The organism is Oceanospirillum beijerinckii DSM 7166, from assembly GCF_000422425.1.
Taxonomy (GTDB): domain Bacteria; phylum Pseudomonadota; class Gammaproteobacteria; order Pseudomonadales; family Halomonadaceae; genus Oceanospirillum; species Oceanospirillum beijerinckii.
The window spans coordinates 1-25,697 of record NZ_AULT01000052.1 but is presented as its reverse complement, the minus strand read 5'-3'; the positions used below and the strand labels follow the sequence as shown (position 1 = coordinate 25,697).

The 25,697-nt window shown below is 49.1% G+C and carries 28 protein-coding genes and 4 tRNA genes; 1 reads left to right on the top strand and 31 read right to left on the bottom strand.

Going from position 1 to position 25,697, the window contains the following annotated elements:
* Nucleotides 1-8: 8 nt before the first annotated feature.
* The 31 genes from rplX to H579_RS0115225 form a co-directional block, all read right to left on the bottom strand.
* Nucleotides 9-326, bottom strand: coding sequence for a 50S ribosomal protein L24 (gene rplX, locus H579_RS0115375; protein ID WP_028301428.1), 318 nt, complete (start codon nucleotides 324-326; stop codon nucleotides 9-11).
* Nucleotides 327-343: 17 nt separating this feature from the next.
* Nucleotides 344-712: a 50S ribosomal protein L14 gene (gene rplN, locus H579_RS0115370; protein WP_028301427.1), complete on the bottom strand. Its 369-nt coding sequence runs from the start codon at nucleotides 710-712 to the stop codon at nucleotides 344-346.
* Between the two features lie 52 nt (nucleotides 713-764).
* Entirely contained in the window at nucleotides 765-1,031 is a 267-nt protein-coding gene (gene rpsQ / locus H579_RS0115365) for a 30S ribosomal protein S17 (protein WP_028301426.1), read from the bottom strand.
* 2 nt (nucleotides 1,032-1,033) lie between these two features.
* Nucleotides 1,034-1,225, bottom strand: a complete 192-nt coding sequence (gene rpmC, locus H579_RS0115360) for a 50S ribosomal protein L29 (protein ID WP_028301425.1) — start codon at nucleotides 1,223-1,225, stop codon at nucleotides 1,034-1,036.
* Nucleotides 1,225-1,635, bottom strand: coding sequence for a 50S ribosomal protein L16 (gene rplP / locus H579_RS0115355; protein ID WP_028301424.1), 411 nt, complete (start codon nucleotides 1,633-1,635; stop codon nucleotides 1,225-1,227). Before rplP ends, rpmC begins: the two co-directional genes overlap by 1 nt.
* 10 nt (nucleotides 1,636-1,645) lie before the next feature.
* Nucleotides 1,646-2,326, bottom strand: a complete 681-nt coding sequence (rpsC, locus tag H579_RS0115350; protein ID WP_028301423.1) for a 30S ribosomal protein S3 — start codon at nucleotides 2,324-2,326, stop codon at nucleotides 1,646-1,648.
* Nucleotides 2,327-2,337: 11 nt separating this feature from the next.
* Nucleotides 2,338-2,670 carry a 50S ribosomal protein L22 gene (gene rplV, locus H579_RS0115345; RefSeq protein ID WP_028301422.1) on the bottom strand — a complete coding sequence of 111 codons (333 nt, stop codon included), beginning with the start codon at nucleotides 2,668-2,670 and terminating at the stop codon, nucleotides 2,338-2,340.
* A gap of 17 nt (nucleotides 2,671-2,687) precedes the next feature.
* Nucleotides 2,688-2,963, bottom strand: a complete 276-nt coding sequence (gene rpsS, locus H579_RS0115340) for a 30S ribosomal protein S19 (protein ID WP_028301421.1) — start codon at nucleotides 2,961-2,963, stop codon at nucleotides 2,688-2,690.
* A 22-nt stretch (nucleotides 2,964-2,985) separates the two neighbouring features.
* The gene (gene rplB / locus H579_RS0115335) at nucleotides 2,986-3,813 is read right to left on the bottom strand and encodes a 50S ribosomal protein L2 (protein ID WP_028301420.1); all 828 of its coding nucleotides are present in this window, start codon (nucleotides 3,811-3,813) and stop codon (nucleotides 2,986-2,988) included.
* Between the two features lie 17 nt (nucleotides 3,814-3,830).
* A complete protein-coding gene (gene rplW / locus H579_RS0115330; RefSeq protein ID WP_028301419.1) occupies nucleotides 3,831-4,127 on the bottom strand; it encodes a 50S ribosomal protein L23 in 297 nt (98 codons plus the stop codon).
* A complete protein-coding gene (rplD, locus tag H579_RS0115325) occupies nucleotides 4,124-4,732 on the bottom strand; it encodes a 50S ribosomal protein L4 (protein WP_028301418.1) in 609 nt (202 codons plus the stop codon). The genes rplW and rplD overlap by 4 nt, the downstream gene beginning before the upstream one ends.
* 13 nt (nucleotides 4,733-4,745) lie before the next feature.
* Complete coding sequence (gene rplC / locus H579_RS0115320; protein WP_028301417.1) at nucleotides 4,746-5,387, bottom strand: 50S ribosomal protein L3; 642 nt, start codon at nucleotides 5,385-5,387, stop codon at nucleotides 4,746-4,748.
* Between the two features lie 116 nt (nucleotides 5,388-5,503).
* Complete coding sequence (rpsJ, locus tag H579_RS0115315) at nucleotides 5,504-5,815, bottom strand: 30S ribosomal protein S10 (RefSeq protein WP_028301416.1); 312 nt, start codon at nucleotides 5,813-5,815, stop codon at nucleotides 5,504-5,506.
* Between the two features lie 142 nt (nucleotides 5,816-5,957).
* Nucleotides 5,958-7,181: an elongation factor Tu gene (tuf, locus tag H579_RS0115310; RefSeq protein ID WP_028301415.1), complete on the bottom strand. Its 1,224-nt coding sequence runs from the start codon at nucleotides 7,179-7,181 to the stop codon at nucleotides 5,958-5,960.
* 29 nt (nucleotides 7,182-7,210) lie between these two features.
* Entirely contained in the window at nucleotides 7,211-9,319 is a 2,109-nt protein-coding gene (gene fusA / locus H579_RS0115305) for an elongation factor G (RefSeq protein WP_028301414.1), read from the bottom strand.
* Nucleotides 9,320-9,337: 18 nt separating this feature from the next.
* Complete coding sequence (rpsG, locus tag H579_RS0115300; protein WP_028301413.1) at nucleotides 9,338-9,808, bottom strand: 30S ribosomal protein S7; 471 nt, start codon at nucleotides 9,806-9,808, stop codon at nucleotides 9,338-9,340.
* Nucleotides 9,809-9,885: 77 nt separating this feature from the next.
* Nucleotides 9,886-10,260 carry a 30S ribosomal protein S12 gene (gene rpsL / locus H579_RS0115295; protein WP_028301412.1) on the bottom strand — a complete coding sequence of 125 codons (375 nt, stop codon included), beginning with the start codon at nucleotides 10,258-10,260 and terminating at the stop codon, nucleotides 9,886-9,888.
* 151 nt (nucleotides 10,261-10,411) lie between these two features.
* Nucleotides 10,412-14,611 carry a DNA-directed RNA polymerase subunit beta' gene (gene rpoC / locus H579_RS0115290; RefSeq protein ID WP_028301411.1) on the bottom strand — a complete coding sequence of 1,400 codons (4,200 nt, stop codon included), beginning with the start codon at nucleotides 14,609-14,611 and terminating at the stop codon, nucleotides 10,412-10,414.
* Nucleotides 14,612-14,683: 72 nt separating this feature from the next.
* Nucleotides 14,684-18,760 carry a DNA-directed RNA polymerase subunit beta gene (gene rpoB / locus H579_RS0115285; RefSeq protein ID WP_028301410.1) on the bottom strand — a complete coding sequence of 1,359 codons (4,077 nt, stop codon included), beginning with the start codon at nucleotides 18,758-18,760 and terminating at the stop codon, nucleotides 14,684-14,686.
* Between the two features lie 189 nt (nucleotides 18,761-18,949).
* On the bottom strand, nucleotides 18,950-19,321 hold the full coding sequence (gene rplL / locus H579_RS0115280) for a 50S ribosomal protein L7/L12 (RefSeq protein WP_028301409.1): 372 nt from the start codon (nucleotides 19,319-19,321) through the stop codon (nucleotides 18,950-18,952).
* A gap of 79 nt (nucleotides 19,322-19,400) precedes the next feature.
* On the bottom strand, nucleotides 19,401-19,904 hold the full coding sequence (rplJ, locus tag H579_RS0115275) for a 50S ribosomal protein L10 (protein WP_028301408.1): 504 nt from the start codon (nucleotides 19,902-19,904) through the stop codon (nucleotides 19,401-19,403).
* Nucleotides 19,905-20,108: 204 nt separating this feature from the next.
* Nucleotides 20,109-20,804 carry a 50S ribosomal protein L1 gene (rplA, locus tag H579_RS0115270; RefSeq protein WP_028301407.1) on the bottom strand — a complete coding sequence of 232 codons (696 nt, stop codon included), beginning with the start codon at nucleotides 20,802-20,804 and terminating at the stop codon, nucleotides 20,109-20,111.
* 1 nt (nucleotide 20,805) lies between these two features.
* Nucleotides 20,806-21,237, bottom strand: coding sequence for a 50S ribosomal protein L11 (gene rplK, locus H579_RS0115265; RefSeq protein ID WP_028301406.1), 432 nt, complete (start codon nucleotides 21,235-21,237; stop codon nucleotides 20,806-20,808).
* 71 nt (nucleotides 21,238-21,308) lie between these two features.
* Nucleotides 21,309-21,842, bottom strand: a complete 534-nt coding sequence (gene nusG / locus H579_RS0115260; protein WP_028301405.1) for a transcription termination/antitermination protein NusG — start codon at nucleotides 21,840-21,842, stop codon at nucleotides 21,309-21,311.
* A gap of 13 nt (nucleotides 21,843-21,855) precedes the next feature.
* Nucleotides 21,856-22,227 carry a preprotein translocase subunit SecE gene (secE, locus tag H579_RS0115255; RefSeq protein ID WP_028301404.1) on the bottom strand — a complete coding sequence of 124 codons (372 nt, stop codon included), beginning with the start codon at nucleotides 22,225-22,227 and terminating at the stop codon, nucleotides 21,856-21,858.
* A 56-nt stretch (nucleotides 22,228-22,283) separates the two neighbouring features.
* Nucleotides 22,284-22,359, bottom strand: a tRNA-Trp gene (locus H579_RS0115250).
* Between the two features lie 118 nt (nucleotides 22,360-22,477).
* Nucleotides 22,478-22,553: transfer RNA gene (locus H579_RS0115245), tRNA-Thr, on the bottom strand.
* A gap of 6 nt (nucleotides 22,554-22,559) precedes the next feature.
* A tRNA-Gly gene (locus H579_RS0115240) sits at nucleotides 22,560-22,633 on the bottom strand.
* Between the two features lie 4 nt (nucleotides 22,634-22,637).
* Nucleotides 22,638-22,721 (bottom strand) — tRNA-Tyr (locus tag H579_RS0115235).
* Between the two features lie 123 nt (nucleotides 22,722-22,844).
* The gene (locus tag H579_RS0115230; RefSeq protein WP_157834632.1) at nucleotides 22,845-23,522 is read right to left on the bottom strand and encodes a type III pantothenate kinase; all 678 of its coding nucleotides are present in this window, start codon (nucleotides 23,520-23,522) and stop codon (nucleotides 22,845-22,847) included.
* A gap of 10 nt (nucleotides 23,523-23,532) precedes the next feature.
* Nucleotides 23,533-24,492 (bottom strand): biotin--[acetyl-CoA-carboxylase] ligase, encoded by a 960-nt coding sequence (locus tag H579_RS0115225; protein WP_028301402.1) that lies wholly within the window; start codon nucleotides 24,490-24,492, stop codon nucleotides 23,533-23,535.
* Nucleotides 24,493-24,663: 171 nt separating this feature from the next.
* Between H579_RS0115225 and H579_RS0115220 the strand changes: the two genes are divergently transcribed.
* Nucleotides 24,664-25,398 carry a hypothetical protein gene (locus H579_RS0115220; protein ID WP_028301401.1) on the top strand — a complete coding sequence of 245 codons (735 nt, stop codon included), beginning with the start codon at nucleotides 24,664-24,666 and terminating at the stop codon, nucleotides 25,396-25,398.
* Nucleotides 25,399-25,697 lie beyond the last annotated feature (299 nt).

The following is a 25,697-nucleotide window of genomic DNA, read 5'->3' as shown; positions in this document are numbered from 1 at the left end:
TGACTCGCTTAGGCGTCGATCTCTTTCTGGGTCGACTTGTAAATCCGAACCTTGGAACCATCTTCCAAGACCTTGAAACCAACGCGATCAGCTTTGTTGGTTTCTTTGTTATAGATGGCAACGTTGGAGGAATGAATTGGCGCTTCGCGCTCAACAATACCACCCTGGGTGCCTAACATCGGGTTTGGCTTGGTGTGACGCTTAACCATGTTCACACCAGAAATGACAATGCGACCATCTTGCAGTACACGCTTAATGGTACCACGCTTGCCTTTATCCTTACCCGCAATGACGATTACCTCGTCCTCACGCTTAATCTTACGCATAGCCGGTCTCTCGCTCCCTATAGCACTTCTGGCGCCAAGGAAATAATCTTCATGAACTTTTCGCCACGCAGTTCACGGGTTACCGGGCCGAAGATACGGGTCCCGATTGGGGCGTCGTTAGCATTCAGCATTACAGCTGCGTTGCCATCGAAACGGATTACTGAACCGTCTGGACGACGAATCCCCTGCCTAGTGCGAACCACTACAGCCTTCAGGACTTGACCTTTCTTCACTTTACCGCGAGGAATAGCTTCCTTAACGGTTACTTTGATGATGTCACCAACACGTGCATAACGACGCTTGGAACCACCCAGCACCTTAATACACATTACACGACGAGCGCCGCTGTTGTCGGCCACATCAAGCATGCTTTGCGTTTGAATCATCGGTTCTTCTCCAAACCAAATACGCTTAACTAAAGTTCGATCTGTGCCGAGCTTACAGCTCTACAGCACGCTCATCGATGCTCACCAAAGTCCAGGTTTTAGTCTTCGATAGAGGACGACATTCCTGGATAGTCACTACATCACCCATGTTGCAGCTATTGTCTGCGTCATGTGCATGCAGTTTGGTTGAACGGCGGACATACTTACCGTAGATCGGGTGTGCTACGCGACGCTCAACCAGTACAGTGATGGACTTGTCCATCTTGTTACTTACCACTTTACCGGTAAGTGTACGGGCGTTGTTTTCAGTCTCAGCCATCTTTAGTTACCTGCTTTTTCATTCAGCAAAGTGTTCACACGAGCGATGTCTCGACGAACCTGTTTCAGCAGGTGAGTCTGAGTCAGCTGACCAGTCCCCTTCTGCATACGCAGATTGAATTGTTCACGAAGCAGGTCAGTCAGCTGCTCTTTCAGCTCTTCAACTGACTTTTCACGCAGTTCTGCTGCTTTCATTACATCACCGTCCGCTTAACAAAGGTGGTTGCGAAAGGTAGCTTGGCAGCGGCCAGAGCAAATGCTTCACGAGCCAGCTGTTCTGATACACCTTCCATCTCGTAAAGTACACGGCCCGGCTGAATCTGGCATACCCAGTATTCAACGTTACCTTTACCTTTACCCTGACGCACTTCTAATGGCTTACCTGTGATCGGCTTGTCCGGGAATACACGGATCCAGATCTTACCACCACGCTTGATGTGACGCGTCATTGTACGACGTGCCGCTTCAATTTGGCGTGCTGTCAGACGACCACGACCCGTGGCTTTCAGACCGAATTCACCGAAGCTCACATTATGTCCGCGAGCTAGACCACGATTGCGGCCTTTTTGTACCTTGCGGAACTTGGTACGCTTTGGCTGTAACATTGTCTATCTCCTACTTGCCTTTTTTCTTAGGCGCGTTCTGCTTAGCACGTACTTCCTCGATGCCACCCAGGATTTCGCCTTTGAAGATCCAGGTCTTAACACCGATTACACCGTATGTGGTGTTTGCTTCAGCAGTCGCGTAGTCAATGTCAGCACGCAGTGTGTGCAGAGGCACACGACCTTCGCGATACCACTCAGAACGTGCAATTTCAGCACCACCCAGACGACCAGATACCTGAATTTTGATACCTTTGGCGCCCAGACGCATTGCGTTCTGTACCGCACGCTTCATAGCGCGACGGAACATCACACGACGCTCCAGCTGGCTAGCAACACTTTCTGCTACCAGTTTTGCGTCCAGTTCAGGCTTACGAATTTCTTCGATATTGATGTGTACAGGCACGCCCATCATCTTAGTGACTTCGTTGCGCAGTTTTTCAACATCTTCGCCTTTCTTACCAATCACGATGCCTGGACGGGCAGTGTGAATGGTTATACGAGCATTCTGAGCTGGGCGCTCAATCTGAATCCGGCTTACAGAAGCCTGTTTCAGACGGTTCTGCAGGAAAGAACGCACCTGCAGATCGTTGTTCAGGTTGTCAGCGTAATCACTGCCTTCTGCAAACCATGTAGAAGTGTGATCTTTAACAATACCCAGTCGAATGCCAGTTGGATGTACTTTCTGACCCATCTGGTCGTCTCCTACTTATCTGCTACCTTAACCGTGATATGGCAAGTGCGCTTCAGAATGCGATCAGCACGGCCTTTAGCACGTGGTCTGATGCGCTTCATGGTCATACCTTCATCAACAAAAATTGTTGATACGCGCAGCTCATCGATATCAGCACCTTCGTTGTGCTCGGCGTTGGCAATGGCTGATTCAAGAACTTTCTTGATCAAAACCGCAGCCTTCTTCGGGCTGAAGGTCAGCAGATTCAGTGCTTCTGCAACTGGCATTCCGCGAACCTGGTCAGCAACCAAACGCGCCTTTTGTGCGGATAAGCGAGCACCCCGTAATTTAGCGGCTACTTCCATCTCTTATTCCCCTCGGCTTAGCGCTTGGCTTTCTTGTCTGCTACGTGACCACGGTAGGTACGAGTAGCAGCGAATTCACCCAGCTTGTGGCCGACCATCTCTTCAGAGACAAGTACAGGCACGTGCTGGCGACCGTTATGAACTGCAATGGTCATGCCTACCATTTCTGGCAGGATCATGGAACGACGAGACCAGGTTTTTACCGGGCGACGATCGTTGCTATCCAGAGCAGCTTCAACCTTCTTCAACAGATGCAGGTCAACAAATGGACCTTTTTTCAGTGAACGTGGCACAGCTGTATCCTCTTAAAAACTGTTACTTAGAACCGCGACGACGAACGATCAGTTTGTCAGTACGCTTGTTCTTACGTGTCTTATGACCTTTAGTCGGCACACCCCAAGGGGTTACTGGATGACGACCACCTGAGGTACGACCCTCACCACCACCATGTGGGTGATCTACCGGGTTCATAGCCACACCGCGAACAGTCGGGCGAACACCACGCCAGCGCTTAGCACCAGCTTTACCCAGACGACGCAGACTGTGCTCAGAGTTACCTACTTCACCCAGAGTCGCACGACAATCAACCAGTACCTTGCGCATTTCGCCGGAACGCAGACGCAGAGTTGCGTAAGCACCCTCACGGGCTACCAGCTGAACGGAAGCACCAGCAGAACGTGCAATCTGTGCACCTTTACCAGGTTTCAGTTCGATACAGTGAATCACGCTACCTACTGGGATGTTACGCAGAGGCAGAGTATTACCAGCCTTGATCGGCGCATCAGCACCAGACTGGATAGCATCGCCTGCTTTAACACCCTTAGGCGCAATAATGTAACGACGCTCACCATCTGCATACTTCAGCAGAGCGATGTGTGCAGTACGGTTTGGATCGTATTCCAGGCGCTCAACAACCGCTGGGATACCGTCCTTGTTACGACGGAAATCTACCAGACGGTAGTGCTGACGGTGACCACCACCAATATGACGGGTAGTGATACGACCGTTATTGTTACGACCGCCCGTTTTAGATTTTTTCGCCAGCAGCGGCGCGTAAGGCGCACCTTTGTGCGGCTCGTTGTTAACTACTTTAACAACGTGACGACGACCTGCTGATGTTGGTTTTGATTTAACAACTGCCATTATCCCAACTCCTCGCCTTATTCAGCGCCAGCAAAGTCGATTTCTTGACCTTCCGCTACAGACACGTATGCCTTACGGAAACCTTTACGACGACCAATACCACGGGCAGTGCGCTTAGTTTTACCTTTAACGTTTACAGTGCTAACACCGGTCACGCTAACTTCAAACAGTTGCTCAACAGCCTTTTTGATTTCTGGCTTAGTCGCATCAGCCGCTACTTTGAATACGTACTGATTTTTCTCATCAGCAACGATAGCTGCTTTTTCAGAAATATGAGGTCCTAGCAGAACCTTGAATACGCGCTCTTGGTTCATCCCAGCTTCTCCTCAAACTGACGCAGAGCAGGTACAGTGACCAGCACTTTGTCGTAAACAACTAAGCTCACTGGGTTTGCTCCAGCAACGTCTACCACTTCAACGTGAGGGATGTTGCGAGCGGCCAGGAACAGGTTGGTGTCAACTTCAGAAGTTACGATCAGAACTTTAGTCAGATCCATTTCTTTCAGCTTGGCTGCCAACGCTTTAGTTTTAGGTGCTTCAACAGTGAAGTCTTCTACTGCTACCAGACGCTCCTGGCGAGCCAGCTCAGACAAGATGCTGCGCATTGCTGCACGGTACATCTTCTTATTCACTTTCTGTTCAAAGCTTTGAGGTTTAGCCGCGAAAGTAGTACCACCGGAGCGCCAGATTGGGCTACGGATAGTACCGGCACGCGCACGACCAGTACCTTTTTGACGCCATGGCTTAGCACCACCGCCTTTTACTTCAGAACGCGTTTTTTGCGCACGAGTACCTTGACGGGCAGCGGCCAGGTATGCGGTTACAACTTGGTGTACCAGAGCTTCGTTATACTCTTTACCAAAAGTTGTTTCAGATACATCTACAGTACCTGCTGCTCCGCCTGCAAGATTCAGATTCATTCTCTCTTACCCCTTAGCCGCGAGCTTTAACTGCTGGACGTACGATAACCTGACCACCAGGAGCACCTGGTACGCCGCCTTTAACCAGCAGCAGGTTGCGTTCAGCATCAACGCGAACAACTTCCAGACTTTGAACAGTAGAACGTTCAGCACCCATGTGACCCGCCATTTTCTTACCTTTGAAAACGCGGCCTGGGGTCTGACACTGACCAATAGAACCTGGAGCACGGTGGGACAGAGAGTTACCGTGTGTAGCGTCTTGCATGCGGAAGTTCCAGCGCTTAACACCACCCTGGAAACCTTTACCTTTGGAAGTACCAGTCACATCAATCAGCTGACCAGCTTCAAAGAGGGATACGTTCAGTTCACCACCAACTTCAGGTGCTTCATCACCCTCCGCCAGACGGAACTCAACCAGACCATGGCCTGCCTCAACACCTGCTTTCGCGAAGTGACCGGCTTCAGCTTTGGTCAAATGCTTTGCTTTACGCTCACCAGTTGTTACCTGGATCGCAGCATAGCCGTCTTTTTCAAGTGAACGCACCTGAGTTACGCGGTTTGGAGAAACCTCGATAACAGTTACAGGTACAGAAACACCATCTTCGGTAAATACGCGGGTCATACCGCTTTTCTTACCGACAAGACCGATAGTCATATTTCGACTCCTTAGTGTACGGGGCTGTCACCCGCTATGGCTGCACTTTTCATTGCATTCCACTGATAAATTGTGTGTCGCCTCCCGACGAGCGCCTAGATTTTCAAATTTGGCAATTAGCCAAGACTGATCTGCACATCAACACCAGCAGCCAGATCCAGCTTCATCAGCGCATCAACTGTTTTCTCAGTCGGCTCAACGATATCTAAAACACGCTTATGAGTACGAACTTCGTACTGATCACGCGCGTCTTTATTCACGTGAGGAGAGATCAAAACAGTGAAACGCTCTTTGCGGGTCGGCAGCGGGATTGGACCATGCACCTGAGCACCAGTACGCTTTGCAGTATCAACGATTTCCTGCGCAGACTGGTCGATCAGACGATGATCGAATGCTTTCAGACGAATACGAATTTTCTGGTTTTGCATTCCAAAAACCCCAATTGGACACGAGCGTAAATAGCTCACCCTTGATAAAAAGGAAGCGCATTGTAAGAAGAGTGAGGAGGGATGTCAACACAAAAAAGGGATCTTCTTAAAAAAGAAGACCCCTTACAAGATTCAATCGATATTATTCGATGATCTTAGCAACAACACCAGCACCTACTGTGCGGCCACCTTCACGAATCGCGAAGCGCAGACCTTCTTCCATCGCGATAGGCGCGATCAGAGTAGCACGCAGCTGAACGTTGTCACCTGGCATAACCATTTCAACGCCTTCTGGCAGTTCACAAGAACCGGTTACGTCAGTAGTACGGAAGTAGAACTGTGGACGATAGCCTTTGAAGAAAGGAGTGTGACGACCACCTTCTTCTTTAGACAGAACGTATACTTCTGCTTCAAACTCAGTGTGAGGCAGGATAGAACCTGGCTTACACAGAACCTGACCACGCTCAACGTCTTCACGCTTAGTACCACGCAGCAGAGCACCAATGTTCTCACCTGCACGGCCTTCGTCCAGCATCTTGCGGAACATTTCAACACCAGTACAAGTAGTCTTGGTAGTCTCTTTGATACCAACGATTTCTACTTCGTCACCAGTGTTAACGATACCACGCTCTACACGACCTGTTACTACAGTACCACGACCAGAGATGGAGAATACGTCTTCGATTGGCATCAGGAACGGCTGATCGATAGCACGCTCTGGCTCAGGAATGTAAGTATCCAGAGCTTCAACCAGTTTCTTAACTGCAGTAGTACCCAGCTCGTCAGCATCTTCGCCGTTCAGAGCCATCAGTGCAGAACCAGGAATGATTGGAGTGTCATCACCAGGGAAGTCGTAAGTAGACAGCAGATCACGGATTTCCATGTCTACCAGCTCCAGCATTTCGTCGTACTCTTCAGTACCAACGCCGCCACAGTCTTCAGCCAGCAGGTCAGCTTTGTTCAGGAATACTACGATGTAAGGTACACCTACCTGACGAGACAGCAGGATGTGCTCACGAGTCTGAGGCATAGGGCCGTCAGTCGCACCACATACCAGGATAGCGCCGTCCATCTGAGCAGCACCAGTAATCATGTTCTTAACGTAGTCAGCGTGTCCTGGGCAGTCTACGTGTGCGTAGTGACGGATAGTGGAATCGTACTCTACGTGAGAAGTCGCGATGGTAATACCACGCTCACGCTCTTCAGGAGCATTATCGATACCGTCAAATGCAACAGCAGTACCACCGAAAACTTCTGCACAAACACGAGTCAGAGCAGCAGTCAGAGTAGTTTTACCGTGGTCAACGTGGCCAATAGTACCAACGTTTACGTGCGGTTTGGAACGTTCAAATTTTTCTTTAGACACAGCTAAAACCTCATTTTCATATTTAGCGGTTATTTAAAATTAATAACAGCTTCAACAATGCTTGAAGGGGCTTCTGCATACTTCTCGAATTCCATGCTATAACTTGCACGGCCTTGAGTTGCAGAGCGCAGATCGGTTGCATAACCGAACATTTCACCTAGCGGTACCAGGGCACGAATAACTTTACCGGAGACGTTATCATCCATACCTTGAACCAAACCACGACGCCGGTTCAGGTCACCCATTACATCCCCCATATAATCCTCAGGGGTTACCACTTCAACCTTCATTATAGGCTCAAGTAGCACGGGATCAGCTTTGGTACAACCCTGTTTAACACCCATAGAACCCGCGATCTTGAACGCCATCTCATTGGAGTCCACATCATGGTATGAGCCATCAAACAACGTAACCTTTACGTCGATCATCGGGTAACCTGCCAGAACACCATTCTGCAGCTGCTCAAAACAACCTTTTTCAACAGCCGGAATGTACTCCTTAGGCACCACTCCACCTACGATTTCACTTTGGAACTCGTAAGTTTTTTCACCGTCTTCACCTTTGTCAGTCAAAGGCTCAATACGTAGCCAAACATGACCAAATTGACCGCGACCACCTGATTGACGTATAAACTTACCTTCCTGCTCTACGGAGGAACGGATAGTTTCACGATACGCCACCTGAGGCTTACCGATAGTAGCATCCACCTTAAACTCGCGACTCATACGATCCACGATAATATCAAGGTGCAGCTCGCCCATACCGGAAATTACAGTCTGACCGGTCTCTTCGTCTGTCTTCACACGGAAAGATGGATCCTCCTGAGCCAGCTTGGCCAGGGCGATACCCATCTTCTCCTGATCCGCTTGAGACTCTGGCTCAACCGCAACAGAGATTACAGGCTCTGGGAATTCCATACGCTCAAGAATAATTCTCTTGTCGCCATCACAAAGGGTGTCACCAGTGGTCACATCCTTCATACCGATAAGGGCTGCGATGTCCCCTGCCCGAACTTCTTTAATCTCTTCACGATCGTTAGCATGCATCTGCACCATGCGACCCACGCGTTCTTTTTTACCCTTAACAGAGTTGAACACGCTATCACCGGAGTTCAGCACACCAGAATAAACACGAACGAAGGTCAACGCGCCCACAAACGGGTCAGTGGCAATCTTAAATGCCAGCGCGGAGAATGGTGCACTATCATCAGCCTCACGACTTTCAACAGTCTCACCATCATCCAGAGTACCTTCGATCGCTTTAACCTCTGTTGGAGCCGGCAGATATTCCACCACCGCATCCAACACCGCCTGAACACCCTTGTTCTTAAAAGCAGAACCACAGAGCGCCAGCACGATCTCATTATTCAATACGCGGGTACGCAGACCTTGCTTGATCTCTTCGTGCGTCAGCTCACCCTCTTCCAAATACTTATCCATCAGCTCTTCAGATGCCTCAGCCGCAGCCTCAATCATCTTTTCGCGGTATTCTTCTGCCTGAGCCTGTAGCTCTGCAGGAATATCGCGCAGCTCATAAGTCATACCGCTGTCATCTTCGTTCCAGTAGATACTCTTCATGCGCATCAGATCGACAACGCCTTCAAAGTTTTCTTCTGCACCAATACTCAGCTGAATAGGAACAGGGGTTGCATTCAGTCGATTCTCAATCTGATCGACCACACGTAAAAAATCAGCTCCAGCACGATCCATTTTGTTTACAAACACGATACGTGGAACTTCGTATTTGTTCGCCTGACGCCAAACCGTCTCGGACTGAGGCTCAACACCCGAGGCCCCACAGAACACAACAACAGCACCATCCAGCACACGTAAAGAACGCTCCACTTCAATCGTGAAATCTACGTGCCCCGGGGTATCAATAATATTGACACGATGCTGCTCAAACTGTTGATCCATGCCAGACCAGAAGCAGGTAGTTGCCGCAGAAGTAATGGTAATACCACGCTCCTGCTCCTGCTCCATCCAGTCCATCGTCGCTGCGCCGTCGTGAACCTCACCGATTTTGTGCGATAAGCCGGTGTAGTACAGTACGCGCTCCGTAGTCGTAGTTTTACCTGCGTCCACGTGCGCACAAATACCGATGTTACGATAGCGGTTGATTGGGGTCTTACGTGCCACGACATATCTCCCGTTCTATTAGAAGCGGTAGTGAGAGAAGGCTTTGTTAGCTTCAGCCATGCGATGCACGTCTTCACGTTTCTTAACCGCAGCGCCTTTACCTTCGGCTGCATCAAGAATTTCGCCTGCCAGACGCAGATCCATGGACTTCTCACCACGCTTACGAGAGGCATCAACCAACCAACGCATAGCCAGAGCTACACGACGGGCAGGACGCACTTCTACGGGTACTTGATATGTAGCACCACCCACACGGCGGGACTTAACTTCCACCAGCGGCTGGATAGATTCCAGTGCTTTTTCAAACATATCCAGCGGCTCTTCTTTGCTGCGCTCTTCAACTTTATCAAGAGCACCGTAAACGATTTTTTCAGCAACAGATTTTTTACCGCTAACCATCAAATGGTTAATAAACTTAGCCAGGCGCTCATTACCGAACTTAGGATCCGGGATAATTTCACGCTTCGCGGCGACACGACGTCTAGGCATTGATAAGCCCTCGTTAAGGTCTTCAGGTAAATCCGAAAATTATCCGGCCTTACTCTTATCAGACAATGATTAAAGAATTAAGACTTAGGACGTTTCGCACCATACTTGGAGCGACCTTGTCTACGATCAGCAACACCAGAGGTATCCAGGCTACCACGAACAGTGTGATAACGAACACCAGGCAGATCCTTCACACGACCACCGCGAATCAGCACTACAGAGTGCTCTTGCAGGTTGTGACCTTCACCACCGATATAAGAAGTTACTTCAAAACCGTTTGTTAAACGTACACGACACACCTTACGAAGCGCTGAGTTAGGCTTCTTAGGAGTGGTAGTGTATACACGAGTACATACACCACGTCTTTGCGGACAGCTTTGCAGAGCAGGAACATCACTCTTCTCAACTTTACGCTTACGAGGTTTGCGTACCAACTGATTAATGGTTGCCATTTAAGCAGACTCCACGTTGTACACAATAAGACGCTGGATAAACCACCGCCATACTAATTTAAGGAGGCGCATTGTATGTTGCCTCCTTAACACAGTCAAGGCCAGACAGTGTCTGGCCTTGAATCTTTTACCTAAACAGCGTTAAAACTGATCAATCTTCGCTGTTTAGCGCCTCACTCAGCGCTGCTTCCACTTCACTGGCGCTTGGGCCTGCCAATGCAGCCTCCGCTTCCTGACGTTTCAGTTTACGCTGACTGTGGTAGGTCAGACCGGTACCAGCCGGAATCAGTCGACCAACCACAACGTTTTCTTTCAGACCGCGCAGCTGATCACGCTTACCAGTAACGGCTGCTTCGGTCAGTACGCGTGTAGTCTCCTGGAAGGAAGCCGCAGAGATAAAGGATTCTGTCGCCAGAGACGCCTTCGTAATACCCTGCAGTACACGCTCATACTTAGCCGGGAACTTATCCTGACTCACCAGAGCTTCGTTCTCGTCCAGCACTGTCGCCAGCTCAACCTGATCACCATGAATCAGCGTCGAATCACCTGTTTCGGTAATTTCCGCCTTACGTAGCATCTGACGGGCAATTACTTCGATGTGCTTATCGTTAATGCCTACACCCTGCAGACGGTAAACTTCCTGTACCTCTGTAGTGATGTATTCAGCCAGCTTACTAACACCCAGCAGGCGCAGAATATCGTGCGGGTTAGATGGACCGTCGGAGATCACCTCTCCACGCTCTACCTTCTCACCCTCAAACACGTTCATCACACGCCACTTAGGAATCAGTACCTCGTACGCATCACCGGACTCTGGCGTGATCACAATACGACGCTTACCCTTGGTCTCTTTACCAAAGGTCACCACACCTGAGATCTCAGCCAGCAGCGCAGGCTCTTTCGGACGGCGGGCTTCAAACAGATCAGCTACGCGTGGCAGACCACCGGTGATATCTTTGTTACCACTGGATTCCTGCGGAATACGAGCAATAATCTCACCAACGCCAATATCTTTACCATCTTCTACGGTCACTACCGCATTACCTGGCAGCAGATATTGCAGTGGAGATTGGGAGTTTGGCATAGACAGCTCATTACCCATCTCATCCACCAGCATGATCATCGGACGAATGTCCTTACCTGCAGCTGGACGTGCGGCTGGATCGATAATCTCGATCGACGTCAGACCGGTCAGCTCATCTTGGCTACGGTTAACGGTAATACCGTCTTCCATACCACTGAACTTGGCACGACCTGCCATCTCAACCACAATTGGGTGAGTGTGTGGATCCCATTTCGCCAGAATCTGGCCGGATTCCACTTTATCACCTTCACGTACACTGATTTCAGCACCGTAAGGCAGTTTATAGTATTCACGCTCACGGCCGGTTTCATCGGCTACTGCCAGCGCACCGGAACGAGATACCGCTACCAGCTTACCGTCACTACGCTCTACAAATTTAATATTGTGGAAACGTACAGTACCGCCGTGTTTAACCTGAACATTATCGATCGCAGACGCTCGAGATGCCGCACCACCAATGTGGAATGTACGCATCGTCAGCTGGGTACCTGGTTCACCAATGGACTGTGCTGCGATAACACCAACAGCTTCACCCACGTTAACCAGATGACCACGAGCCAGATCACGACCATAACAGCTTGAACATACACCGTAACGCGTGTCACAAGAGATCGCCGAACGCACCACAATCTCATCGATACCCATAGTATCAAGGCGATCACACCAGGCTTCATCCAACAAAGTACCACGAGGAATCAGCACTTCACCGCTATCATGCTTAATCACATCTTTAGCAACAACACGACCCAGCACACGCTGAGCCAGAGGCACTACGATATCACCACCCTCAATCAGAGGGTTCATAACCAGGCCTTCTTCTGTGCCACAGTCATGCTCTGTCACTACTAAATCCTGCGCCACGTCTACCAGACGACGAGTCAGGTAACCGGAGTTTGCAGTTTTCAGTGCAGTATCGGCCAGACCTTTACGAGCACCGTGGGTCGAGATGAAGTACTGAAGTACGTTCAGACCTTCACGGAAGTTCGCCACAATCGGCGTCTCGATAATAGAGCCATCCGGTTTAGCCATCAGACCACGCATACCCGCCAACTGACGAATCTGAGCAGCACTACCCCGCGCACCGGAGTCAGCCATGATAAATACGGAGTTGAAGGAGTCTTGTTGCTCTTCTTCACCGTTACGGTTGATCACGGTCTCTTTCGAGATACCCTCCATCATCGCCTTAGCAACTTTATCGTTTGCCTTGGACCAGATGTCGATCACCTTGTTGTATTTCTCACCCTGAGTTACCAGACCGGAAGAGAACTGTTGCTCAATCTCTTTAACTTCCGCTTCAGCCGCGCTAACGATATCAGCTTTTTCGTCAGGGATTACAAAGTCGTTTACACCAATGGATGCACCAGACAGCGTCGCTTGACGGAAACCGGTGTACATCAGTTGGTCAGCAAAAATAACCGTTTCTTTCAGGCCTACACGGCGGTAGGAGTTATTGATCAGACGAGAAATTGCCTTCTTCGTCATAGGCTGATCAACCAGAGAGAACGGAAGACCTTTCGGCAGTACGCGATACAGCATACAACGACCTACAGTCGTCTCTTTGATGGAAGTTACTTCTTCAATGCTGCCATCATCACATAGCAGGCGCTCAGTCACTCGCACTTTAACACGGGCCTGCATGTGTACATGCCCCGCACCCAGTGCTCGCTCTGCTTCGTCGGTATTACTGAACACCATACCTTCGCCTTTAGCGTTGATACGGTCACGGGTCATGTAGTACAGACCCAGTACAACGTCCTGGGAAGGAACGATAATTGGCTCACCGTTCGCAGGAGACAGTACGTTGTTAGTCGACATCATCAGTGCACGGGCTTCAAGCTGTGCTTCAGTGGTCAACGGCAGGTGAACCGCCATCTGGTCACCATCAAAGTCAGCGTTATAAGCGGCACAAACCAGTGGGTGCAGCTGAATCGCTTTACCTTCAATCAGCAACGGCTCAAACGCCTGAATACCCAAACGGTGCAGCGTCGGCGCACGGTTCAGCAGAACCGGATGCTCACGAATCACTTCAGCCAGGATATCCCATACTTCCGGCAGTTCACGCTCAACCATCTTCTTCGCAGCTTTGATGGTTGTAGCCATACCTTTTGCTTCCAGACGGGCAAAGATATACGGCTTGAACAGCTCCAGAGCCATCTTCTTAGGCAGACCACACTGATGCAGTTTCAGCTGAGGACCTACGGTAATTACCGAACGACCGGAGTAGTCAACACGCTTACCCAGCAGGTTCTGACGGAAACGACCCTGTTTACCCTTGATCATATCGGCCAGGGATTTCAGAGGACGCTTGTTAGAACCCGTGATGGCACGACCGCGACGACCGTTATCCAGCAGTGCATCGACCGCTTCCTGCAACATCCGTTTTTCGTTACGTACGATGATGTCAGGTGCATTCAGGTCCGGCAGACGCTTCAGACGGTTGTTACGATTGATCACTCGACGATACAGATCGTTCAGATCTGACGTCGCGAAACGACCACCATCCAACGGCACTAAAGGACGCAGATCAGGCGGAAGAACTGGCAGTACCTCCAGGATCATCCACTGCGGGCTATTACCCGATTTGTAGAAAGCTTCCAGCAGCTTCAGACGCTTAGACAGCTTCTTGATCTTGGTTTCACTATTGGTTTGCGGGATCTCTTCACGCAGAGTATTGATCTCATCTTCCAGATCAATATCTTTCAATAGCTCCTGAACAGCTTCAGCACCCATGCGCGCATCAAAGTCATCGCCGAACTCTTCCAGTGCTTCATAGTACTGTTCGTCATTCAGCAGCTGACCACGCTCCAGCGTTGTCATACCCGGATCAATCACTACGAAAGATTCGAAGTAGAGGACACGCTCGATATCACGCAGCGTCATATCCAGCAGCAAGCCGATACGGGACGGCAGAGATTTCAGGAACCAGATGCGGGCAACAGGAGAAGCCAGTTCGATGTGACCCATACGATCACGACGTACTTTAGCCTGAGTGACCTCAACACCACACTTTTCACAGATAATACCGCGGTGCTTCATGCGCTTATATTTACCGCACAAACACTCGTAGTCTTTTACCGGACCAAAGATTTTTGCACAGAACAGACCATCACGCTCTGGCTTAAAGGTACGGTAGTTGATGGTCTCTGGCTTTTTCACTTCGCCAAAGGACCATGCACGGATCATGTCTGGCGATGCCAGCGTGATCTTAATCGAGTCGAATTCGTCGCTTTGTCCCTGTGCCTTCAGCACATTAACTAGATCTTTCATCGGCCACTGCTCCAAATGGAGTTACGGATGCGGACCTCAGCCCGCATCGGAATTCTTTGCTATAAACCCGGCTTAGCTTTCCAGGTCGATATCGATACCCAGAGAACGGATTTCCTTCACCAATACGTTGAAGGACTCAGGCATACCCGGCTCCATGCGATGGTCGCCGTCTACGATGTTCTTATACATCTTAGTACGACCATTCACATCATCCGACTTAACAGTCAGCATCTCCTGCAGGGTATAAGCCGCACCGTAAGCTTCCAGTGCCCACACTTCCATCTCACCGAAACGCTGACCACCGAACTGAGCTTTACCACCCAGCGGTTGCTGAGTTACCAGACTGTAGGAGCCAGTGGAACGGGCGTGCATTTTATCATCAACCAGGTGGTTCAGTTTCAGCATGTACATGTAACCTACGGTTACAGGACGATCGAACTGCTCACCGGTACGACCGTCACGCAGCCATACCTGACCACTGTCTGGAATATCTGCCAGACGCAACAGTGCTTTGATCTCTTCCTCCGGCGCACCATCGAACACAGGTGTTGCAATCGGCACACCTTTGCGCAGGTTTTTCGCCAGTGCGATCACTTCATCATCTGTCAGGCTGTCAATGTCTTCTTTGTGGTTACCCACTTCGTTATAGACCTGGTTCAGGAAGTTACGAATATCCTGAACCTGACTCTCACGCTGTTCCAGCAGCATCTCATTAATCTTGTCACCAAGACCTTTTGCTGCCATACCCAGGTGAGTTTCCAGAATCTGACCCACGTTCATACGAGACGGTACACCCAGCGGGTTCAGTACGATATCCACTGGCTGACCCTTTTCGTCGTACGGCATATCTTCAACCGGCATAATCGCAGAGATTACACCCTTGTTACCGTGACGACCCGCCATCTTATCACCTGGCTGGATACGACGTTTAATAGCCACGTATACCTTAACAATCTTCAGAACACCTGGAGCCAGGTCATCACCTTGCTGCAGCTTCTTCTTCTTGTCTTCGAACTTGGCATCCATCTCTTTACGACGCAGCTGCAGTTGCTCTTCAGCCTGCTGCAGTACTTCGTTCAGGGCATCGTCAATCAGACTCAGTTTGAACCACTGGCCGTGTGGCAGTTCGTTCAGGTACTCAGCCGTCAGAATATCCCCTTTAGCCAGCTTAGGACCACTCAGTACAGACTGCCCCTCCAGCTGACGACCCAGACGTTCAAAAGTGGCTTCCTCCGCAATACGGAACTCTTCCTGCAGATCTTTGCGCACTTCATCTAACTGAGACTGCTCAATCGCACGAGCACGAGTATCTTTCTCCACGCCATCGCGGGTAAAGACCTGAACATCAATCACAGCACCTTTAGTACCGGTAGATACACGCAGAGAGGTATCTTTAACATCAGACGCTTTCTCACCGAAAATAGCACGCAGCAGCTTTTCTTCCGGCGTCAGCTGAGTCTCACCTTTAGGCGTTACTTTACCGACAAGGATATCACCAGGGCCAACTTCTGCACCGATATAAACAATACCGGATTCATCCAGCTTGCTCAGGGCACTTTCACCCACATTCGGGATATCAGAAGTAATCTCTTCAGGGCCCAACTTAGTATCACGGGATACACAAGTCAGTTCCTGAATATGAATCGTTGTAAAACGATCTTCCTGTACAACTCGCTCGGATACCAGAATGGAATCCTCGAAGTTGTAACCATTCCACGGCATAAAGGCGATGCGCATGTTCTGACCCAGAGCCAGCTCACCCAGATCCACAGAAGGACCATCTGCCAAAACGTCGCCACGAGCCACCACATCACCCGGCAGCACAATGGCGCGCTGGTTAATACAGGTGTTCTGGTTAGAACGGGTGTACTTAGTCAGGTTGTAGATATCTACACCCGCCTCACCCGCATCCGTCTCTTCATCGTTCACACGAATCACAATACGGCTGGCGTCTACGGAGTCAACCACACCGCCACGACGGGCAATAGCACATACACCCGAGTCACGAGCCACAAAGCGCTCCATGCCGGTACCCACCAGAGGCTTGTCCGCCTTCAATGTAGGTACGGCCTGACGCTGCATGTTCGACCCCATCAATGCACGGTTCGCATCATCGTGCTCCAGGAATGGAATCAGTGCCGCTGCGACAGACACAACCTGACGCGGAGATACATCCATCATGGTCACCTGATCCGGTGTCATAAAGGTGGTTTCACCCCTGTGACGCACCTGGACCAGATCATCAATCAGGCGATTATCTTCATCTACGGTTGCAGAAGCCTGTGCAATAATAAACTGGCTTTCTTCAATAGCAGACAGATACACCATCTCATCCGTTACCTGGCCATCCACAACTTTACGGTATGGGGTCTCCAGGAAATCGTAATCATTGGTACGGGCATAGGTTGCCAGAGAGTTAATCAGACCGATGTTTGGACCTTCAGGGGTCTCAATTGGACATACACGACCATAGTGAGTTGGGTGTACGTCTCGCACTTCAAAGCCAGCACGCTCACGGGTCAGACCACCAGGGCCTAAAGCAGAAACACGACGCTTGTGAGTGACCTCAGACAGCGGGTTGTTCTGATCCATAAACTGGGACAGCTGGGAGGAACCGAAGAACTCTTTAATTGCCGCAGCAACAGGCTTAGCGTTGATCAAGTCCTGAGGCATCAGGCCTTCGCTTTCTGCCAGAGACAGGCGCTCTTTAACAGCACGCTCAACACGAACCAGACCTACACGGAACTGGTTTTCTGCCATTTCACCAACCGAACGGATACGACGGTTACCCAGGTGATCGATGTCATCGACTTCACCCTTACCGTTACGGATGTTGATCAGCTCTCTCAGTACATCAATGATGTCATCGTAGCTCAGTACGCCTTCGCCAACATCTTCACTGCGACCCAGGCGACGATTGAACTTCATGCGACCTACCGCAGACAGATCGTAGCGATCTTCACTGAAGAACAGATTCTCAAACAGCGCTTCGGCAGATTCTTTGGTTGGCGGCTCACCAGGACGCATCATGCGGTAGATCTCTACCAAAGCCTCCAGCTTGTTGCGCGTGGTATCAATACGCAGGGTATCAGAGATGAACGGACCGCAATCCAGGTCATTGGTGTACAGTGTCTCGATCTCTTTACAACCGGCCATCGCCAGTTTTTCCAGAATATCGGCGCTGATAGGCGTATTACACTCAACAACCAACTCACCCGTGCTCTGATTGACCATATCTTTAGCCAGTACACGACCAAACAGATACTCAACAGGCACTTTCAGCTTATCCATACCTGCTTTTTCAAGCTGACGGATATGGCGAGGGGTGATACGACGACCTTCTTCAACGATGACTTCACCGTTTTCATCACAGATATCAAAGGTTGCAGTTTCACCACGCAGACGCGCAGGCAGCAGCTCCATATACAGACCGTCACGCTCAAAGTAGAAACGGTTTGTATCGAAGAACATGTCCAGCATCTGCTCAGATTCATAACCCAGAGCACGCAGCAGAACGGAAGCAGGCAGTTTCCGACGACGGTCAATACGAACGAAGACGTTATCCTTCGGATCGAATTCGAAGTCCAGCCAAGAACCACGGTAAGGAATTACACGTGCAGAGTAGAGCAGCTTACCAGAGGAGTGCGTCTTACCCTTATCGTGATCAAAGAACACACCAGGAGAACGGTGCAACTGAGATACGATCACACGCTCGGTACCATTGATTACGAAAGTACCGTTTTCAGTCATCAGAGGCATTTCGCCCATGTAGACTTCTTGTTCTTTAATATCCTTGATTGCCTTGTTAGATGACTCTTTGTCATAAATTACAAGACGCACTTTAACGCGCAGAGATGCCGCGTAGGTCACACCACGCAACTGACACTCTTTTACATCAAAGACGGGATTACCCAGACGATAGCTCACATATTCCAGCGAAGCGTTACCAGAGTAACTCTCGATTGGGAATACCGATTTAAACGCAGCATGAAGGCCTAAATCCTCCCGCTGTTCAATTGATTTGTTTTCTTGCAGGAAGGATCGATAAGAGTCCAACTGGATGGCCAACAGATACGGCACATCCATGACTTGGGGTAGTTTACCGAAATCCTTGCGGATACGTTTTTTCTCAGTATATGAGTAAGCCATCAGTAGTCCCCAGCTTAATTAGGCTACGCACACAACTTCACCACTGATTACCGGAAGCTTGTGTCGTTATCTATTCACACTACTTTTTTAAAAGCAGTCAAGGATATTATGAACAGAAAAAGGCCGGCGGCGAAAATCGCCACCAGCCCACTGCAATATTTAGCAGCGTCTGCTGTACTGCAAGAGCTATTACTTCAGCTCTACAGTTGCACCAGCTTCTTCCAGCTGTGCTTTAGCAGCTTCAGCGTCATCTTTAGATGCGCCTTCTTTAACAGTAGCAGGAACGCCGTCTACCATAGCCTTAGCTTCTTTCAGGCCCAGACCAGTGATCGCACGAACTGCTTTAATTACGTTAACTTTCTTATCGCCAGCAGCGGTCAGAACAACGTCAAAATCAGTTTTCTCTTCTGCAGCAGCTTCGCCACCAGCAGCGCCACCAGCAACAACAGCTGCAGCAGCAGAAACACCGAATTTTTCTTCCATAGCTTCAATCAGTTCAACAACGTCCATTACGGACATTTCAGCAACTGCATTGATGATATCTTCTTTAGTCAGAGCCATTTTCTTAGCTTCCCAACGTTATAGAGCAATTGTCGCTCGATTAAAATCAAAAATCTTTTAGAGAAAAACAGCGCTAAAATTAAGCTGCCGCTTCTTCTTTCTGATCGCGAATAGCTGCCAGAGTACGCGCCAGTTTGCCAGCAGATGCTTCTTTCATAGTCATCATCAGGCGAGCAATAGCTTCGTCGTAGGTTGGCAGGCTTGCTAAACGGTCAATATCCGCCGCTGCGATCAACTCTCCTTCGTACGCCAGCGCTTTAACTTCAAAGTTCTCTTGTGCTTTAGAAAAATCTTTCAGCAGACGAGCAGCTGCACCTGGATGCTCAATAGAGAAAGCAAGCAGGCTTGGGCCTTTGAAGAATTCTGTCAGACACTCAAACTGAGTACCTTCAACAGCGCGACGAGCCAGCGTGTTACGAACAACACGCAGCTGTACACCGGCTTCACGGGCATCTTTACGTAGAGCAGTCATTGCACCTACAGTAACGCCACGAGAATCGGCTACCACAACGGAAAGAGCAGCATTGGCAGCTTCGTTGACTTCAGCAACAATTGCTTTTTTGTCTTCGAGACGTAGTGCCACTTTGTGTGCTCCTAAGTTCATGAAGGTATTATACCTTCTTTTACCACCACCCCTTTTCAGGGAAGTAACGATGGCTGGGCACCAGAGATTCTGGCGGGCCATTCCATCTGCGCAGGATGCCTAAATAAGCAATTAAGCTTTCGCTCCTACGGTCTTTGACGAAACCCTGTACAATACAGAGCCCCGCAAAGTTCGATTTCTATCTTAAACCGCCAGATCTGCAATATCGATTGTCAGACCAGGACCCATGGTAGAAGACAGAGTAATTTTCTTCAGGTAAACACCTTTGGAAGATGAAGGTTTCAGCTTCTTCAGGTCAGCAACCAGTGCTTCCAGGTTACCTTTAATTGCATCGGCAGAGAAATCAACCCTGCCAATAGCAGTATGAATAATACCGTTCTTGTCTGTACGGTAGCGAACCTGACCGGACTTGGCATTCTTAACCGCACCCGCCACATCAGGAGTTACAGTACCCACTTTAGGGTTTGGCATCAGACCACGCGGACCCAGGATTTGGCCCAGCTGACCCACAACACGCATTGCGTCAGGAGAAGCAATTACCACATCGTAGTTCAGGTCGCCACCTTTCATTTCGGCAGCCAGTTCATCCATACCTACTACGTCAGCACCTGCTTCTTTAGCAGCATCTGCGTTAGCACCCCGAGTAAATACCGCTACGCGGACATCTTTACCAGTACCATTAGGCATTACTGTAGCACTACGTACAACCTGGTCAGATTTACGTGGATCCACACCCAAGTTTACTGCAACTTCTACAGACTCTTTGAACTTAACAGTAGACAACTCAGACAGCAGAGCCAATGCTTCAGCAACAGAGTAAGTCTTATTAGCATCTACTTTTTCACGAATCAGTTTCGCGCGCTTAGTCAGCTTAGCCATCTTACAGACCCTCCACGTTCAGACCCATGCTACGAGCCGTACCAGCAATAGTACGTACCGCCGCATCCATATCAGCTGCAGTCAGATCCGGCTGCTTAGTTGCAGCAATCTCTTCCAGCTGAGCCAGGTTAACAGTACCTACTTTGACAGTATTAGGGCGCGCACTACCACTCTTCAGGCCCGCTGCTTTTTTCAGCAAAACGGACGCTGGAGGAGTTTTAGTTACGAAGGTGAAGCTACGATCGTTGTATACAGAGATCACAACGGGAATTGGCAGACCTGCTTCCATTTCCTGAGTCGCAGCATTGAACGCTTTACAGAACTCCATGATGTTAACACCGTGCTGACCCAGAGCAGGACCAACTGGAGGACTTGGATTTGCTTTACCAGCTCCAACCTGAAGCTTGATATAGGCTTCTACTTTCTTAGCCATCTTTATCTCCTAAATGGGTTATGCGCCTTTCGGCTCCCCGTTAACACTCACCCTAAAGGGCAAGCCTTAAATCAATCTTTCTCGACCTGACCAAATTCCAGCTCAACCGGAGTGGAACGACCAAAGATCAACACAGACACCTGCAATTTGCTCTTCTCGTAGTTTACTTCTTCAACTACGCCATTAAAGTCTGCAAATGGACCATCGATAACACGCACAATCTCACCCGGCTCAAACAGAGTCTTAGGACGAGGCTTGTCGGTACGATCAGCCACCCGTTGCAGAATTGCATCTGCCTCACGCTCCGTAATTGGCGCGGGCTTTTCAGCGGTACCGCCAATAAATCCCATTACTCGAGGCGTTTCTTTAACCAAGTGCCAGGTGGAATCATTCATTTCCATCTGTACTAACACGTAACCCGGGTAAAATTTACGCTCACTTTTGCGTTTTTTACCGTCACGCATCTCGACAACTTCTTCTGTCGGCACCAAAATCTCACCGAAGAACTCTTCCATGCCAAGACGGGAAACGCGCTCAGACAGGGAGCGCATTACGTGTTTTTCGTAACCTGAATAGGCATGTACAACACACCAACGCTTTGCCATGTCTATTCCTCGATTAACGTATAAACATTGAGATCAGCCAGCTAAGCAGGGAATCTAGCCCCCACAAAACCAATCCCATAAATAAAACTGCGGCCAGAACGATCATTGTCGTCTGAGTTGTTTCTTGCTTAGTTGGCCAAACGACTTTACGAATCTCATTACGAGATTCAGCGGCCATATCTGCAAAGCGACGACCTTTCTCAGTTTTAAGAGCTACCAGCGCCGCCACAACACCAACCGCAACCACTGCGACTGTACGATATAACAGAGGGTACTCGGAAAAATAGAGGTTTCCCGCCACAGCTACAGAAACAAGCAGAACAACAACCGCCCACTTCAAACCATCAAAACTACTGGACTCAGGGGCTTCTGCATTGCTTTTCATCTATGAACTCCTCAGATTTCGGCGACTGCCGATAAGGACACCAACCTGGGGAAGGATGGCAGGCCAGGAGGGACTCGAACCCCCAACAGCCGGTTTTGGAAACCGGTGCTCTACCAATTGAACTACTGGCCTATCACACCCTGACTAAAAAATTTAGACCAGAGATTATACTCTTTAGCATCACCTGCCTACAAGATAAAATACTTTACCTCGCAGACAAAAAAACAGGCCTTAGCCTGTCTTTTCAAACTGGAGCTCATGACCGGAATTGAACCGGTGACCTCTTCCTTACCAAGGAAGTGCTCTACCGACTGAGCTACATGAGCGAACCTTGGAGCGGGCAGCGGGAATCGAACCCGCATCATCAGCTTGGAAGGCTGAGGTTCTACCACTAAACTATGCCCGCAAAATGGTGGAGGGGGAAGGATTCGAACCTTCGAAGGCGAACCGGCAGATTTACAGTCTGCTCCCTTTGGCCACTCGGGAACCCCTCCGAGCACAGCGCGGATATTCCGCTTTGTTTCGTTGCCGTGTCTCAGCAACGGGGCGTACTATATCTAACTCCCGAAGACAGTGCAAACATTTTTTTGAAAATATTTAAAAAAAGTTTTACCCCTTCAATCAAAACAATGCTGCAACCCACGTATTACAAGGCTTTCATCGATTTCAAAGGCACCTGAAATTTTTGCACAAACTTGTTTACTATCACCACCGGTAATGAAAACCTGGGCTTTTTCAGCGTTTTCATCAATAACAGATTGCACAAAATTAACCGCTAAACGCATCACGCCATGATCAACACAGCTACTCGTATCACTTCCGGGAGTGATTTTTTTCCCTTTTCCACCGGATAAACCTACTTGCTCGGTAGTTTGCCCCAAGCTTTTTCGCATCATTGCCAGACCGGGAACAATATAGCCACCATCGTGCTGACCGTTTTTAGCCAAATAATCGACAGTAATCGCGCTACCAAGATCAATAACCACCAAATCATCAGTGTTTTCTTTACGAGCGGCGATCATCGCCAGCCAACGATCCACCCCTAAACGGGAACAATCCGGATAAATACAGCGCACTCCATAAGCTTCGGGGGATACTTTTGCCTGTTTAATCAAAATATCGTCAGGCAAAGTCGCCAGCCATTGCTCAACTTCCGCCTTTCTGGCCACACTTCCGATACGCACTTCTATCACTCCGGATAGATCAAGCTCAGCCAAGCTAGCGGCGTAGCACTGCTGTGTTAACTCCCCCTCTGTCGAATAGGCATACTTCACACGGGTATTACCGATATCCACCAATAACAGCTTATTGCGCCCGAACACTGACTTCTCCCCCTGAAAACTTTCTTTCGCTGCCATCTTCCAAGCGCACCAATAAATTCCCCCCCATATCGACTCCTACCGCCTGCCCTGAAACCTTTTGACTACCCAGATGCACATCCACTGCTTTTCCGGCCAGGAAGTCATATGCTTTCCAGGCTGACAAGTCGAAGGCTGCACCGGCTTCCAGCTCATTAAAGACCCTCTGCAACCCAACAATGAGCTGATTGGCGATTAAACTGCGGTCCGTGACACCATATTCATCCAATGCGGTATAGGCCTGATCAATCCACTTATCTTTCAGACTCTCCAATTGAAAATTAATGCCAATCCCTACAACGACATTACAGTAGCTCGTCAGATCACCATCCACTTCAATCAAAATTCCTGCTACTTTACGACCCTGAATATAAATATCGTTAGGCCACTTGACCGATACATCTTCAACACCCTGCTTTGACAACAAACGAGCCAACAGAAGACCAACAGACAGACTCAACCCCTCAAGAGCAGCTGCCCCTAAAGCCACATGCCGGCCAAGGGAGAAATAAAGGTTTGAACCATAGGGGCTTTGCCATTCCTTGCCCCTACGCCCACGCCCAGCTGACTGCTGTTCAGCAAGACAAACATAGACGCGGGAACCATCCAGGCTGCCATCCTTGATATACTGCAATACGTCATTATTGGTCGATTCAGTAATGGATTTAATATCCACCGTAACACCTTCAGCTAAATCAGTTTTCACAGCTTTAGGGTCAAGCAAGGATAAAGGATAAGCCAGCTTATAGCCTTTCCCTTGCTCACTCACTACAGGCAACCCCTGGGACTCCAGCTTCTGAAGACGCTTCCAAACCGCAGCACGGCTTACACCCATTTTCGCAGCTAACTCAACACCCGAGTGACTCTCACCATCCGACAACAAACGAATCAGGTCTATATCTTCCACAGCACTACCACCACCAACCCCAGAATTCTTTAATCACCACAACACTGTTCATAAAAACAGTATTTGCTTTTTAGCCACTAAATCAGCGATATATATTAATCAAATGATTGCAACCAACGCTCTTTTTTCGCTTAATAGCATAATCATTCCTGCTAATGATGAAAGAATCATATGCCTAGCCTGATAACCATACCACCTTTTAGTAACACACCTTCAGTACAGGAAAACAACCTGAAAGATAAGACTGCAGCAGGGGCAGCATCTAATACCAGCTCGCAGGATTCAGAGCTATACACCAAAGAAACAGACTCAAGTCACGAAAGACAGCTACAGAGCCAACAGGGTTTTACAAACAGGCCTGAAAGCATCGCTTTAAGCAATGTCTTTCGGATACTTGGTCGCGCTGAAGAGTTTCAAGTTTTAAACTCGGGTGTAACAGCTTACCTTGTGCATAGCAGCGGACGTATTATCTCACTATCAGCAGGTATTGACAGACAATACCTTCAGTTTGATAACAGGCGTAGCAACATTAATAGTGTACTTAACAATCCCATTGGAGAATTTCTTGAGCAAAGGAGCCAGGAAGCTATAGAGGCCAATGCAAGCCTGAAAGAATCTGACGCTGATTCAGAGCATAAAATAATGGAATCACAAACAAACCAAGAAGAAGGGCTCATTCGTTATACGCGCCGTGGGGAAAAGGAAGAAAGCAAAAATGAAAACTCTAGCTTAGTCGACTATTATGAAGATGATAAAAGTGAAGATAACGATGATACTCCTAGTCAGTACCAACCCAGCAGCCAAATAAGTAAAGCAAACATAGCAAGTAAGGCTAGCCACCGCGTAACAGAAGACTCTGACGGGTTAAAACAAGAAAATACCAGTATGATCTCAGAACAGGCCTGAGCCCCTTAGCATAGTGCACAGTAAAAACTCCAGCTCATGTTTCACCGATTAGCTTATCCCTTGTTCTCTTGCCTGCACCCTCGAATAAAACCCCAAAGAAAAGACGATAAGCAGTCTTAAAAGTTTAAGGGTTTCAGATTAATAGGGTTACACTAAGCCATCTACACAAGCCTCACTCTGAATAAGGGTTTGAGTTAAATCAGATACAATACTGTGATTTATCTGCAGGTTTTCTTTCTCTTTCTGCCCAGCTTTACTTTTCTTTCACCCACACGAAAAAACCCCGATCATTGCTGATC